This is a genomic window from Paenibacillus sp. ACRSA, from assembly GCF_022346845.1.
GTDB lineage: Bacteria > Bacillota > Bacilli > Paenibacillales > Paenibacillaceae > Paenibacillus.
The window spans coordinates 524,907-539,681 of record NZ_JAKRNP010000003.1; the positions used below are offsets into that span (position 1 = coordinate 524,907).

General features: G+C 47.2%; 10 protein-coding genes. 3 read left to right on the top strand and 7 right to left on the bottom strand.

Features of this window, described 5'->3' with window-relative positions:
* Positions 1 to 60 precede the first annotated feature (60 nt).
* Complete coding sequence (locus MH215_RS11935; protein WP_239290413.1) at positions 61 to 1,812, top strand: ABC transporter ATP-binding protein; 1,752 nt, start codon at positions 61 to 63, stop codon at positions 1,810 to 1,812.
* Entirely contained in the window at positions 1,805 to 3,631 is a 1,827-nt protein-coding gene (locus tag MH215_RS11940) for an ABC transporter ATP-binding protein (RefSeq protein WP_239290415.1), read from the top strand. Before MH215_RS11935 ends, MH215_RS11940 begins: the two co-directional genes overlap by 8 nt.
* A 300-nt stretch (positions 3,632 to 3,931) precedes the next feature.
* On the opposite strand, the gene MH215_RS11945 is transcribed toward MH215_RS11940, so the two are convergent.
* Positions 3,932 to 5,503 carry a sensor histidine kinase gene (locus MH215_RS11945; protein WP_239290417.1) on the bottom strand — a complete coding sequence of 524 codons (1,572 nt, stop codon included), beginning with the start codon at positions 5,501 to 5,503 and terminating at the stop codon, positions 3,932 to 3,934.
* A gap of 256 nt (positions 5,504 to 5,759) precedes the next feature.
* Here MH215_RS11945 and MH215_RS11950 point away from each other — a divergent pair, with 256 nt between their 5' ends.
* On the top strand, positions 5,760 to 6,098 hold the full coding sequence (locus tag MH215_RS11950; protein ID WP_239290419.1) for a hypothetical protein: 339 nt from the start codon (positions 5,760 to 5,762) through the stop codon (positions 6,096 to 6,098).
* Positions 6,099 to 6,157: 59 nt separating this feature from the next.
* Here MH215_RS11950 and mglC read toward each other — a convergent pair whose 3' ends face one another.
* The 6 genes from mglC to MH215_RS11980 form a co-directional block, all read right to left on the bottom strand.
* Positions 6,158 to 7,177 carry a galactose/methyl galactoside ABC transporter permease MglC gene (gene mglC / locus MH215_RS11955; RefSeq protein WP_239290421.1) on the bottom strand — a complete coding sequence of 340 codons (1,020 nt, stop codon included), beginning with the start codon at positions 7,175 to 7,177 and terminating at the stop codon, positions 6,158 to 6,160.
* Positions 7,178 to 7,192: 15 nt separating this feature from the next.
* Complete coding sequence (locus tag MH215_RS11960) at positions 7,193 to 8,698, bottom strand: sugar ABC transporter ATP-binding protein (RefSeq protein WP_239290423.1); 1,506 nt, start codon at positions 8,696 to 8,698, stop codon at positions 7,193 to 7,195.
* 78 nt (positions 8,699 to 8,776) lie between these two features.
* Complete coding sequence (locus MH215_RS11965; RefSeq protein ID WP_239290425.1) at positions 8,777 to 9,838, bottom strand: galactose ABC transporter substrate-binding protein; 1,062 nt, start codon at positions 9,836 to 9,838, stop codon at positions 8,777 to 8,779.
* Positions 9,839 to 10,030: 192 nt separating this feature from the next.
* On the bottom strand, positions 10,031 to 11,140 hold the full coding sequence (locus MH215_RS11970) for a substrate-binding domain-containing protein (protein WP_239290427.1): 1,110 nt from the start codon (positions 11,138 to 11,140) through the stop codon (positions 10,031 to 10,033).
* Positions 11,137 to 12,954: a cache domain-containing sensor histidine kinase gene (locus MH215_RS11975; RefSeq protein ID WP_239290429.1), complete on the bottom strand. Its 1,818-nt coding sequence runs from the start codon at positions 12,952 to 12,954 to the stop codon at positions 11,137 to 11,139. Before MH215_RS11975 ends, MH215_RS11970 begins: the two co-directional genes overlap by 4 nt.
* On the bottom strand, positions 12,951 to 14,597 hold the full coding sequence (locus tag MH215_RS11980) for a response regulator transcription factor (protein WP_239290431.1): 1,647 nt from the start codon (positions 14,595 to 14,597) through the stop codon (positions 12,951 to 12,953). The genes MH215_RS11975 and MH215_RS11980 overlap by 4 nt, the downstream gene beginning before the upstream one ends.
* Between the last annotated feature and the right edge of the window lie 178 nt (positions 14,598 to 14,775).

Here is a 14,775-nt window from a genome sequence, read left to right on the forward strand (position 1 = left end):
GTTACTAGTTCTACAAATCATGCAGCATGAAATGCAATATGAGATGAGGTGATTTTCCGATTGTGGTCGTTAAAACGATTTCTAACTCCTTATAAGTCAGCCGCGATCCTCGCCCCGCTGCTCATGGTTCTTGAGGTCGCCATGGATCTGCTTCAGCCGAAACTAATGTCAAGCATTGTTGATGATGGGGTGCTTGCAGGAGACCTGTCCCACATTATACGGACAGGATTATTTATGCTTTTATTTGCGCTAATCGGCTGGGTTGGAGGAGCGGGTTGTACGTTGTTTTCCAGTAAGGCTGCGGTCGGATATGGTACAGATCTACGTCAGGAATTGTTTGATCATATTCAGACCTTCTCCTTCCGCAATCTGGATACGTTCCGTGAAGGCTCTCTAATCACTCGGCTCACGAGTGATATTACACAGATGCAGACCTTTGTGCAGATGCTTCTGCGCATGTTTATCCGCTCACCCATGCTGATTATCGGTAGTGTCATTATGGCTTTTACCATTAGTGTCAAGCTGGCGCTCATTCTGATCTTGACGATGCCGGTTCTATTTATTCTGCTGTATGTGCTCATCCGAGCCTCGTATCCATTGTTCGCAAGTGTACAGGATAAGCTAGACAAGGTTAATGCTGTTCTGCAAGAAAATCTTGCTGGCATTCGTGTCGTCAAAGCATTTGCCCGTGCGAACCTGGAGCGTTCACGCTTCAAGCAATCCAATCAAGATTATACCGAGACTGCGGTAAAGGCATGGCGCATTGTAACATTGAATGCTCCTGTTCTGAGTCTCATGTTGAATGCAACCATCGTAGCGGTATTATGGTTTGGCGGTTATCAGGTGGTCGGAGGTAGCATCGCTGCCGGGGATCTGATTGCTTTTATTAACTATGTAACGGTTGTACTCTCATCACTTACCTCGATCGGAATGATGATGATGAGCTTCTCTCGTGCTAAGGTATCTGCTGCTCGGATTAACGAAGTACTTCATACGCAGCCGGATATTCAGTCTGGAAGATCTATTGTTGGTGAAGGTACAACATTAAGCGATATGAACCGCCGTAGTTCCGGACAGGTGGAATTCAGAGACGTTTCCTTCCGGTATGATGGAGAACCCGCGTTGAATGGAATTACCTTTACAGCTAAACCTGGGGAAAAAGTAGCTTTACTCGGCTCTACCGGCTCAGGCAAAACCTCACTGGTACAGTTAATCCCTCGATTGTATGATGCCTCACAAGGCGAAGTCCTCGTCAATGGAGTTAACGTAAAGCAATGGGATCTGCATGATCTTCGCAGCCGCGTCTCCATTGTCTTACAGGAATCCATCCTGTTTAGTGGCAGCATTCGTGACAATATCGGTTATGGCAAACCCAATGCAACTGAGGAAGAGATTCGTCAAGCTGCACAAGCAGCGGCTGCACATGAATTCATTATGAACCTGAAGGACGGTTATGACACCGAGCTAGGACAACGAGGCGTCAACCTCTCAGGTGGTCAGAAACAGCGGATTTCTATTGCACGTGCACTTCTTATGCAACCGGAGGTTCTCATCTTAGATGACAGCACAAGCGCTGTAGATCTTCGAACCGAAGCGAGCATACAGAAGGCATTGCATACGTTGATGAAAGACAGCACCACGATATTGATTGCCCAGCGAATCTCTTCCGTACAGGATGCTGATTGTATCTATGTGCTTGAAGAAGGACGCATTATAGCTAGCGGCACACATGATCAACTCATGGCACATTCGCCGCTCTACCAGTCGATCTATGATTCACAACAGCGGAAGGAGGATGTTCACTATGGCTAAACCTATATCTTCCTCCAGTCCATCAACTGCCATGCCTCCAATCGGTGGCAGAATGGGGCCACCAGGCAGAGGACCAGTACCTAAGGTTCGCGCGAACAATGCAAAACACGCTATTCTCCGAGTTTGGTCCTATATGGGGCAACATCGAGCAGGCGTCATTGCCGCACTGATCTTGACTGCCATGGGAACGTTGTTAAATCTTGCTGGCCCTTATCTGCTCGGCCGAGCAGTGAACGAACATATTGTCCCCAGAATAACGGAGGGGCTTCTAAAGGAATGCCTTTTGTTACTGGCCGTGTATGTTCTAGGCTCTCTCATGATGTGGGCTCAATCCTTCGTCATGATCGGTGTGTCTCAGCTTACGGTGAAGGATCTACGCCAAGATCTCTTCTCCCGGTTGCAGCAGCTCCCGATCAGCTTTTTCGATAAAAATCAGAGCGGCGATCTGATGAGTCGTGCCACCAATGACATTGATAATGTATCCACCACACTGAACCAGAGTGTGACCCAATTGATGTCGAGTGCCATTCTGCTCGTTGGCTCCTTATCCATCATGCTCGCTTTGGATGTGCGGCTCACCCTTCTCAGCTTAATTACTGTACCGTTAATTACGATTGCCACGCGGCTGATCGCTTCCAAAACGCGTAAGCATTTCACGGCACAGCAGAAGTTGCTTGGTGAACTGAATGGTTATGCGCAAGAGACGATTGCCGGGCAAAAGGTCGTCACTGCGTATAATCGTCAGGGTGAGGCTCATAAGCATTTTGTCGGACTCAACGAGAAGCTACGTGTATCCAGTACGCAGGCTCAGAGCGTTTCCGGATTAGTTGGCCCTACCATGAACGTGATGAACAATATCGGCTTCGCTATTCTGGCTGCTGTTGGAGGCTGGATGGCGTATCATAATCTGACGTCTATCGGTCTAATTGTAAGTTTCCTTGCTTATTCCCGTCAGATTGAACGCCCGATTAATGATCTCGCGAACCAGTACAATTTGATTCAAGCTGCGATCGCTGGTGCCGAGCGTGTGTTTCATATTATTGATACACCAAGCGAGTACGTGGAGGAACAGAAAAAGCAACTGGATCAGATTCGGGGTAAAGTTGTATTCGAACATGTATCCTTCGGATATACACCCGAAAGACCTATTCTCAAAGATGTCAGCTTTACCGCACAGCCAGGCGAGATGATTGCACTGGTTGGCCCAACGGGTGCAGGTAAAACAACAATTATTAATCTACTGCCCCGTTTCTACGACATTACGGGTGGGCGAATTACGATCGATGATTGTGATATTGCCGAATTGGAGAAAGATCCTCTGCGGCGTGAGCTTGGCATTGTGCTACAAGATGCTTACCTATTCTCAGGTACCATCCGGGACAATATTGCTTATGGTAAACCGGATGCAACAATAGAGCAGATTCGGCAGGCGGCCGAGCTTGCCAATGCACACTCATTCATTCGTAAGTTGCCGCAAGACTACGATACCTCAATCATTGCTGGTGGCAGCAACCTAAGCCAAGGTCAACGTCAATTGTTAACCATCGCTAGAGCGATCTTGGCAGATCCAGCTATTCTCATTCTTGATGAAGCAACGAGTAGTATAGACACACGGACGGAATTGCATATTCAACAAGCGATGCGGACGCTGATGAAAGGTCGAACGAGTTTCGTCATCGCCCACAGGCTCAGTACGATTCGTGAAGCAGACCAGATTCTTGTCATTGACGCAGGCGAAATCACTGAGCGAGGTAACCATGAGACGCTGATGAAGAAGCAAGGCTTCTACTATCAGTTACATCAGGGACATCTCAGCTAATAGAGGTTGTTCAAAAAGTCCGCTTTTGATTACGAAGGATGCGCGAGCGGCATCTCAGCATCGAATATGGGATTCAGCCGAAATGAGTGGATGCTTACGCAGTTTGTTTCCATCGGAAACATGTAGTTGCTCACGTAGTTTTGCCTACGCTCCGCTACTCCATTTCTATCTTCATCCCATTTTCTCGGTACTGAAAACCGACCTTTTTGAACACGCGCTTATAGTGACTTTACCTCTTGAAACACAACAGCAAACACGCCGCGCGTCCTTCCTCGAAGGATGCGCGGCGTGTTTTTAGCTTCAAGCAATTAGCGGAAAGTATAATGTAAATGTTGAACCGCTTCCCTCTATGCTTTTTACAATGATTTTCCCTTGATGATCCTGCACAATTTTCTGACATAAAGCTAAACCCAGTCCCGTTCCTTCTTCCTTCGTTGTATAGAATGGGTTGAATATTTTGGAGATTGTCTGTGCTGGAATACCGCTCCCTGTATCCGTAATCGAGATGAGCGCTCTATCTCCATCATGTAGAAGATCGATATGTACCTCTCCCGGATCAGTCATAGCCTCAAAAGCATTACGTATCAGGTTAATCAATACCTGTACGATTTTGTCCCGATCCATGTTCACAACCACAGGTTGCTCCGTCATCTCAAGCGTGATTCGATGTCCGCGCGATACAGCATCTGATTCGGTTAGTGACATCACCCGCTCCAAACAATGAGCCAGCTGTTCTGGTTTCATATGATTCGCCTGAGGTTTAGAGAATTGTAGAAATTCAGCGGTAAGATCCGTCACCCGGGTCACCTCTCCCATGATTACCTCATACCATGGAGCAATATTGAAGGCTTGTCCTTTAGATAGCTGCAAGAAACCACGAATAGCTGTCAGTGGGTTACGAATTTCATGTGCCATACCTGCAGCTAGTTCACCGACAGACCTCAGCCTTTCAGAACGAAACGTCTCTTCTTCGTTTTTGAGCCACTTACTACGTTGTTGTCGAAGCAGACGATCTTCAGCGATCGTCATTAATTGCTGATGTGACGCAGCTTCTGCGGGATATGTTGATGTGCTGTAAACGACTTGTAAACCCTGTAACTTCTCGGATAATAACGACAGCATACGTTCATCTACATCCTTTATTTCCGGATGTATGATCGCAAATCGATCACCTGCATAACGTGATATGCCGTGAGCATCTGCAAAGCGCTCCCGTATGCGATTTCCTGTATCTTTGATCACTGTACACCAATTCGCTTCGACTTCTTGGTTAAAACCATTAAAATTTTGAATACTCAGCAGAATCAACGTAAAGGAACGACGTTCCTCCACGACTTGTTTAATTACTCCCAGATAGCCTTCATAATTCAGTAGCCCCGTTAACGGATCATGCAGGGTCAAAAATTGATTTTTCTCCCGAAGTCGACGCTTCTCAGCTTCACTGTTAATTAGCGTATGGTACAAAAAGATGATGACAACCGCTGTAATCATATCAAACAAAGATACCAACAATGTATAAGCATCAATCGGCACATACGAGAGCCGAATAGCGGTATATTGTAACATGAGTAAAATTGAAATGGGCAGTGTCTGTGTTACACGCTGTTTATTCTGAATCAGGGACATAATGAGCATATAATACAGCATATTGCACCAATTCAGCTCTGTTAAATAATGAAATACCCCAAGGAAGATCCAATGTACCTTCCGCAGAACAGGATAACGCCTCTCGGCTAGGACACTCGCAACAAACAATATACCTGCACCTATGGCTAGCATCACATAAGAGGTACGTTCCAGCATGTGAGAAGATACGATTATCAACAGACTTCCCAGCGGAAAAATGATCATTTTCATCGTGTAACTTAGCAAACAGCCTCGCCCCCTTTGGCCTATTACACCTATCCTTATCCATATCGATTGAACTAGACATTTACATGAAAACGGGTGGTGAACAACCCGATTTGCATATATTATATCGATTGTGACGAGCTGATGTTGTCGATTATTGGAGGGTCTTCTAAATTCAACATGATTCTATTTTATTTTCCCAACTTGATATGGGGTAAAATGGTACAATACATTAATGGGTTAATTTGGATGATAAATTGTATTATGGAGGTGCTACATGGAACAACAACGCAAACCAATAGGTATAGGTACACTCGCTCTGCTTGTGCTAACTATGGGGTTCGCCTTTAACTTCCCGTGGGGAAAGGAACAGTTTCAAGTTAGTCATTATCTATTCGATTATTTAAACTGGCCAATCTATACTAATGGTAGTCAGGGAGTTCATCTTACATTTGTTGCAGCGATCGTCTTCTGGGTAGCGACTGTAATTATTGCACGTAAGTTCCATATGAACTATGGCGCAAAATTAGCCTACAGGATCGGTTCATTTATGCTTATATTCAGCATGTCGATCTTCCCCTTATACGGAGTAATCTGGTTGATATTCGGTAGATAAAGGAATTAAAGAGCCAGCCCCTATTATCCTCAGGAGCTGGCTTCTATGGTGATTATGATTTATTTTTTAGCCATATACTTACGAATATCGAATGCAACGGCTGCCACGATAATCAGACCTTTGATAATTAACTGCCAGTATGGACTTACCCCAATAAAGGTCAGGCCATAGTTAATGACCCCGAAGATCAATACACCCGCCATGACCCCAGGTACCGTACCGATTCCTCCGGCTGTAGATACCCCACCAACAACACATGCAGCAATCGCATCAAGCTCATACATATTACCGTAATTGTTCGTTGCTCCGCCTGTACGTGCTGCTTCAAGCACACCGCCTAGACCATACAGTGCACCCGCAATGGCATATAATACGACTAGGTTACGTGCGACATGAATACCAGATACATGCGCTGCCTGAATGTTGCCGCCAATCGCATACATATTTTTTCCAAGACGTGTCTTGTTGAAGACGACCCAGCAGATGAGTGCGACAAAAACAGCAATTAATACGATGTAAGGAATCGAGTATCCACCGCCAAGATCAATGTATCCTGAACCGATGACGGTAAAATCGTCTCTCAGACCACCGATCGGTTGAGATTGGTTAGGCTCGGTGTCGAAATAGATTGAGTTCAATCCATATACCGCAACCATCGTACCCAGCGTCGCAATAAATGGGGGAACATGCAATTTGGCAACAATAATTCCATTGACCAGACCAACAGCTAAACCAGCTAGAATGCCTACAAGAATCGGTATCGCTACCCACAGTTGCACAAGATCGGGGAAGAAGCGATTGGCATATTCGTCTATCTGCAGCATCGATGCCGAGACAACAGCCGTTAGACCTACGACGCGACCAGCGGACAGATCTACACCGCCAGTGATCAGTATAAAAGCAGCTCCAAGTGCGATGATCGCTCGCGTAGAGGACTGCTGTAATATATCCCGCAAAGTAGAGAATGCAAGGAAATTCGGATCGGCTATTGCGATGCCAATGACCAGTAGAATGAGTACGATGAAGATCGCGCGCTGCGCTACATATTGCTTCACCTGATTGACGACCTGCGTGTTCATGTGTTCCCCTCCTGACTAGGCCATCCGCTGCTGCGCGGCCAGTCGCATAATATCCTGCTCCGTTGCTTCGGCTCCGTCTACGATCCCCGTTAGTCGTCCCTCACTCATGACCATGATGCGATCCGACATCCCCAGTAATTCAGGCATTTCTGAGCTGATCATAATGATGCTTTTGCCCTGACGAGCCAGCTCCGTAATAATCGTGTATATCTCGAACTTGGCACCTACGTCGATACCACGAGTAGGTTCATCCAAGAGCAAAATCTCAGGATCGGTCAGAAGCCAGCGGGCAAGCAGTACCTTTTGCTGATTACCACCCGATAGGTTTCGAATCAGCGTGTTAACTGAAGGCGTTTTGGTTCTGAACTTCTCTGCCTGCTCACGAGCTACCTCTCGTCCTTTGACCTCATCAAGCAATCCAATCCGGTTACGGTACCGGCTAAGGCTAGCAATGATCGTATTTTCATATACGGATAACACAGGGAATATTCCAGTCACCCTTCGTTCCTCGGTCAGCAGTGCAATATTGTGACGTTTAGCTGCTGCAGGTGAGTTGATTTTCACTTTACGTCCATGAATGGAGATCGTACCTGAGCGAAGTGCACGGAGTCCGAACAAAGACTCGATCAGCTCCGTTCGTTGTGCCCCCACAAGTCCACCAACACCGAGCACTTCCCCTTTTCTCAGCTCAAACGATACATCTTGGAAAGAGTTCGGTTGACTGGAAGTTAGTGCTTCTACCTTCAAAATAACGTCTCCAGGTACATTCGTTCGTTCAGGGAAGCGTTCACTCAGATCTCGCCCCACCATACGGGTGATGATCAGGTCTGTCGTCAGATCCTCTGCATTCCAAGTTCCAACGACGAACCCATCACGCATAATGGTGACTTCATCGGATATGGTCAGAATCTCCTCCATTTTGTGTGAAATATAGATGATCGACACACCGCGGCTGCGCAATTCATTGATGATTGCGAAGAGCTGCTCCACTTCCTTGCCCGTCAGGGAGGATGTCGGTTCATCCATGACAATCACTTTGGAATGAAAAGAAACCGCCTTGGCAATTTCCATGGATTGAATTTTCGATACGGATAGCGTTCCTGCATTCACCTTTGGATCAATGTCTAGATTCAGATCCTCGAATAACGTCAATGTATCGCTATACATCCGTTTCTCGTTAACGAATAATCCACTCATAGGAAATCGTCCTAGCCAGATATTCTCCATGACCGGCCGATGAGGTACTGGATTCAATTCCTGATGAATCATCGAGATACCCTGCTGCAGTGCAGCCTTGGAGCTTGGAATCTCGACCTCCTTTCCCTCTATTCGGATGCGCCCTTCATCTGGACGGTACATGCCAAATAAACATTTCATCAAGGTGGACTTACCAGCCCCGTTTTCCCCCATAAGAGCATGAACTGTTCCCGGTTTCACGTTCAAGGTAACCTGACTTAATGCCTGCACACCCGGAAATGCCTTGGATATTCCCTCCATCTCCAATAGGTAAGGCGACTCCATCCTTCATCTCCCCTTCCATATGCCGTCAAAAAAGGACGCCCTCACCGCTCGGGCGGACGTCCCTGTGTCTGCTGTTATTTATTGGGCGTCGGCAATATTGTCTTTCGTAATTTTTTTGTAGGCAATCCAGACGTACTTCCCATCCGTGATATCATACCCGGTGTTATCCTTCGTGGGTGTTTCTCCCTTCGCCAAAACCGAGGCCAGCGCAACCGTCGCAGCACCCTGATTTTTGGCATCATTGAGCACTGTACCCAGCATCGTTCCGTCTTGAAGTGCCTGAATCGCTGGTGCTGTAGCATCCACACCGACAACCGGCATCGTTTTGCCATCCTTGAAATATCCAGCCGCCTTCAGTGCTTCAATCGCTCCAAGCGCCATATCATCGTTATTGGCTAATACCGCTTCGATTTTGTCTCCATGGGAGGCAAGGAATGCCTGCATTTTCTCCTGTCCTTTGACCCGATCCCACATCGCAGTATCCTCTGCTAAGGCTTCCACTTCAATTCCAGCATCTTGAATCGCCTGCACGGAATATTTGGTTCGAAGCTCCGCATCTTGGTGACCAGGCTCTCCTTTCAGCATGACGTACTGCAGTTTGCCGTCTCCGTTTTTGTCTGCCTCCGGATGAGCCTTCCAGTAGTCCACAATGAGTTGACCCGAGATTGTACCGGATTCTTCAGCCTTCGCACCTACGTAGTACACTTTATCCCACTTGTTCATATCCTCCGCAACGGGTTCACGGTTCAAGAACACCACTGGAATGCTGGCCGCTTTGGCTTTGTCGATAATAACGCCTGCAGCCGTTCGATCTACCGGGTTAACCGCCATCGCATTATACTTTTTGGATACAAATAGGTCGACTTTCTCGTTCTGAGTTGGCTGTGCATTCTGACTATCGACAATATCCAGTGTTGCCTTCCCCTCAGCAGCAGATGTCATTGAATTCCGTACTCCGGTCATGAAGGTATCATCGAATTTGTAGATCGCCACCCCAATCTTAGGGGTATCCGTAGTGGATGCCGATTGACCACCCGTGTCCGTTCCTGTACTTCCACCCGCACTGTCTCCACCACTGCTACAGCCCGCCGCAGCAACCATACATGCCGTTAATAGCAATGTCATCCAAGTTTTTTTCATATCCTAATGACCTCCCCCAAGTTCATTCGGCTTCACCGATGTCTTTATTATGAAAGGGTTTACAAAAAATTCGAATACAATATCTTCATCTGTTTTATCGAAATCTTCCTCAGTTCGAGGAACGATTTATTTACACAATCCACTCCGATGACAGAATAACCTTTCAATCGCTGTTATCCCCAAATAACCACCTCATTGTACAAAAGGAAACAGCAGCTTCTGATTATCCATCCAGAACATATTATCTGTGCTCACCAGCTTGGTCTCCAATGTTACCCTTGGCTCTACATGGCTACTGTTCAGGCGCGCGACTGCCTGATTCACACCTAGATAGCCTGCGCTGAATCCATTCTGCACGATCAATTGCTGGATAACGCCTTCTTGCAGCTGCTCCAGTTGTTGCTGCTCACTGCCGAATCCAACAAGCTTGATGCTCCCACTGCGCTTACGACGATTCAGTTCGTCTGCTGCCCCAAGAGAGGCCGATTCCTGAAGCGTAATTATGCCGTCCACCTGGCTCTGATCCATTAACTGCTTCGTCGCTTGCCAGCAGACCTCCCGATTACTGCACACCGAATAAGGGACAATGTTCAGGTCAGGATATTCGGCCAGCGCTTCCTTCACGCCCTGCTCGCGGTGAACCAAACCTGGATTCATAAGGTCAGGGCCCAGTAAAGCCACCCTCCCCTCGGTTCCAAGCAAATCTGCCATAGCATGCCCCGCCTTTCGCCCCGCCTCCAGGTTATCCATGGAGATAACACTGGTGATGCCTTTCACAGGAAACTCATCATTCAGCACAATGACAGGTGCAATGTTCCCTGTTGGGCTTTTCGTTTGAGCCAGGTGTAGGATGTTACTCAGCGTCTCCTCACTAAGTGGATCAACCAATAGAGCAGTTGCTCCCTGTTGCAGTGCCTGAGCAGCCGCATCCACCTGAGCCTGTTCACGCTCACGCTGAGGAAGAGTACTCCATTGTGGATCTCTTTCATTTTTTCTTAAAAGGCGTCCTGCTTCTAATCCATCTCGTGTGCGAGAAACAGATCCGGTACCGAAAGCTTCCACTGTAACCAAGTCAGCTCCTTGTTCTTTGGCGGCAGCTTCTGCACCTAGCTGAATGGCTTCAGCCAGTTCACCCGTTCCTGCTGGCGTAATTAATGCGATACGATGCAAAGTGCCAGCCGAAGGCTCTCCTGCAATACTACAAGCCATACATAACAGTAGGAAACAGCAAGTGATTGCGAGCCCCACACTACGGAATATCGGGATAGAGAAAGCTCGTTTGGACTTGAGTGAGTTATTCATTCTAAATGCTTCCCCTCCCTTAATTCTCGCTTGTACTGAACCGGAATACGTATCCATACCGTCGTACCTTCCTCCAATTCACTCGCAAACTCCAGACCGTAATCATTCCCATAATAGAGCTGAATTCGGTCATGTACATTGCGAACAGCCACACCTGAACCTGCTCCGCTTTTTACGATTACATTGCCGTTTAACAAACTCGATACCTGCTCTTCCGTCATACCTACTCCGTTGTCCATAATGCGCAACACCAGATTGGCTTCCTCTTGGTACACCCGGATCTCAATCTGTCCCTCATCCATGTCATACTCAATGCCGTGCACAATTGCATTCTCAATTAAAGGCTGTAATACCAGCTTCAGCGTCAGGCAGTCCAATGTCTCCTCATCCGCTTCCATGTTGAATCTGAATTTGTGCTTGAAGCGCATCTGCTGGATCGTCAAATAATGATGTGCATGCTCCAGTTCCTCACGAACCGTGATAATCGTTTTGCCTTGGCTAAGACTAATACGAAACAAACGCGAGAGTGAGGTGATCATCGTAACGACTTCTTCATTACGGCTCATGCCCACCATACGTACAACTGAATTCAATGTGTTGTATAGGAAATGAGGGTTAATCTGCGCTTGCAATGCCTCCAGCTCATACCGTCGCTTCTGCTCCTGCTCATGAATAATTTCATCCATCAATGCCCGGATTTTGTTGACCATGAGATTGAATCGCCGCGATAAGCGCTCGACCTCAAGTGGCCCTTCGATGGGAAGCTCCACGCTGAAGTCACCCTGCTCTACTGCCTTCATTTTCCGTTCCATTCGGCGAATAGGACGTGTCAGGCTGGAGGACAGAATTAGCGATACGATAATAGCTAGCACGAGTACAACGATAAGCACCCTTATCAAATAGCCGTTCACTTCTTGACGGGTGGTTAACATCTCATCCAGATAAGCGACACCAACGATTTTCCAACCAATATTGGCAACGGATTTCACCGTATTCAGCCGTTTCTGTCCTTCTGACTCATCCTCATAACTACCTGTGGCGACCAATGCCTGTTCAATATTTTCACGTTTGAGTCCCATGTACATAAGTTGTTGCTGCGGATGATACACAATATTGCCAGCACTCTCGTCAATGATGTAGACATATCCACGTTGACCGAGACTTACCCGGCGGCTTAGCTCATCCATTTGCTTAAAATTAATGTCCACGAGCAAAATCACTTGCCGATCTTGACCATCCTGCCTTACGGTAATGCCTTTGCTCATAGATACAACCCATTTGTAGGGACCATCATACATATTTTGAATATGAGGCAATGAGAAACTAAGGTGATCCGGCACCCGCAATGCGGATTGAAACCACCCCTGCTGTGTGACATGCGCACTTGGCTTTAGCCGGGCAGAAGGTCTGTTTTTGAGTAAATGTCCTTGCGCATCAAGCAATGTAATAGAGATAATATCCTCTCGACTGCTCAGCAATGTATCAAGCTGCTTATCCACTTGGTCACCTTCCCACGTTCCGTCCCGCAGCATATGCTCCTCAATCGCCCGATACAGATGGGACATACTACGAACATAATCCTCCAGACTGTAGCTGACCTGATCTACAATTTGCCTAGTTGTCAGCTCTGCACTCCGCTCTGCAGCTTGAGAGAATTTATCATGCAGGAGCATCGCCATAATCGTGAGCACAAGAACGATAAAGACAGAAAATGACCATGTAATGATAAACCGGATACTGCTGACTTTAGATGAACGGAGCCGATTCTTACACCAGCCCGCTAGCCCGCTAATCCATCCGGTGAAGATGCTCATTGCGGCAATTCCTCCCGAATCTGAAGTACCAACTGTTTGCGATATTCTTTGGGCGAGATTCCTGTATGCTTTTTAAAACAAAAGCTGAAATAATTAGGTTCAGCAAATCCAACCCGCTCCGCAATCTGGAACGCCTTCAGTTCGGAGCTGCGCAGCAGTTCCTTTGCCGCTTCCATACGAATCTGCATCACATATTGAAGAAATGTAAGCTGTACTTCCTTTTTGAAAATACCGCAAAAATAACCTGAGCTAATATGCAAATGCCCACACACTTTTTGAATCGACAGTTCCGGATCAGCGTAATGCTCTTTGGTGTAGGCTAAAGCCTGTTCGACGATATCTTTGTACACATGCTGCCGTCCACTCGCAATACGCTTCTGTACAAGCATACAGACTTCCTTGACTCTGCCTTGCGCCTCAGTTAACCCGGGCAGTCGGAACATATCCGCATATAGCTGAAAACCTGCTCCAAAAATATCCTCCATCGCCTCTCCTGATGCCTGTGCCGCCTTCCAGACTGCAGTAAGCACCTCGATTAGGTACAATTGAATGTCACTTCGTCCGTGCTCCACCGTAATTTCCCGGAAAATGATCTCCAATGCCTCGATCAGCTCTGCTTCAGTTCCTGCCTTGAGGCAGCGTGTCAACGTCTGCTGTTTCAACTCATCAAAGCGCAGCTTACCCGCCGCCTGACGTTCCACATCGGCAATATATATCAATGAATCCGTGCCGGGTACAAGCCGATAATCCAGCGCAAGCAGCGCATCTTCATAGGCATGCTTCATCTCGGTAACGGTGCTCACCAGTGCACCTGAGCCAACCGTGGCGGGAATGCGCAAATAGTGGTTGATGCTGCGCAGTACATTTTGAAGTGCCATCTGTTGTCGCTTCTCTCCGTCCACTCCACCCCAACGATCCACATAGAGCAATACGACCGTGTCCTGATGTTTAAACGCATGACCCGCTTCATGCTCTGTCCATATTTCTTCCGCAATATTTAGCGCAGCGAACTGCTTCAATTCTGCATCACTCGATTCCCCCCAAGACTTCGCCGCACCCCTGCGGTCTCCGTCCATATGGAGTGTAAGTACAGACACACCGTATCGTTGCCCATCGAAGTTCAGACCACACTGTTTCGCTTTTCCATGAATATAGGCAGGTGACTTTTGACGATGAAGCAAGGTTGCCAACAGATCTGCTTGTAGGAGCGGTAAGCTTGTAAAATAATGCTCTCGTAGATGCTGCACATTCTCACGTTCAGCCACCTCCGCAGCCATTTGTGCACGCAGCCGAGTTAACAGCTCCATAAGATGTCCTGCCGAGAAAGGTTTTAGCAGATATTCATCTACACTGATGGAGACCGCTTGTCTGGCATAATCGAATTCATCATATCCGGTCAAAATAACGACTTTCACCAACGGATTACGCTCCCGTAATCTTCGTGCAAGCTCAAGTCCGTCCATGAATGGCATGCTGATATCCGTGATCACAATATCCGGCTCAACCCGTTCAGCCATCTCCAAGGCTTCTCGTCCATTCTCTGCCAAACCGACGATGCGCAGGTCGAGCGCCTCCCAATCTACTTCGACCACTAACCCTTCGCGTACATCCTCTTCATCATCCACCAGTAATACCCGGTACACAGCGGATTCCTCCTTTTATTAAGCCGGTCATATGCCCAAGCAATAATGTATATGTCGTAATACATCAAGGTTGCCATCATAATATACAATAATAATCTGTACATGTAATCGCTTTCTTTTTTTTGAAGAAAGAGACAGAAAGAAATTGGAGATTCTTTCGTTTGATTAGCGAACAATG

Coding starts and splice junctions, on each gene's coding strand:
- MH215_RS11940 (WP_239290415.1), top strand. CDS start 1,805: ATGGCTAAACCTATATCTTCCTCCAGTCCATCAACTGCCATGCCTCCA.
- MH215_RS11950 (WP_239290419.1), top strand. CDS start 5,760: ATGGAACAACAACGCAAACCAATAGGTATAGGTACACTCGCTCTGCTT.
- mglC (WP_239290421.1), bottom strand. CDS start 7,177: ATGAACACGCAGGTCGTCAATCAGGTGAAGCAATATGTAGCGCAGCGC.
- MH215_RS11960 (WP_239290423.1), bottom strand. CDS start 8,698: ATGGAGTCGCCTTACCTATTGGAGATGGAGGGAATATCCAAGGCATTT.
- MH215_RS11965 (WP_239290425.1), bottom strand. CDS start 9,838: ATGAAAAAAACTTGGATGACATTGCTATTAACGGCATGTATGGTTGCT.
- MH215_RS11970 (WP_239290427.1), bottom strand. CDS start 11,140: ATGAATAACTCACTCAAGTCCAAACGAGCTTTCTCTATCCCGATATTC.
- MH215_RS11975 (WP_239290429.1), bottom strand. CDS start 12,954: ATGAGCATCTTCACCGGATGGATTAGCGGGCTAGCGGGCTGGTGTAAG.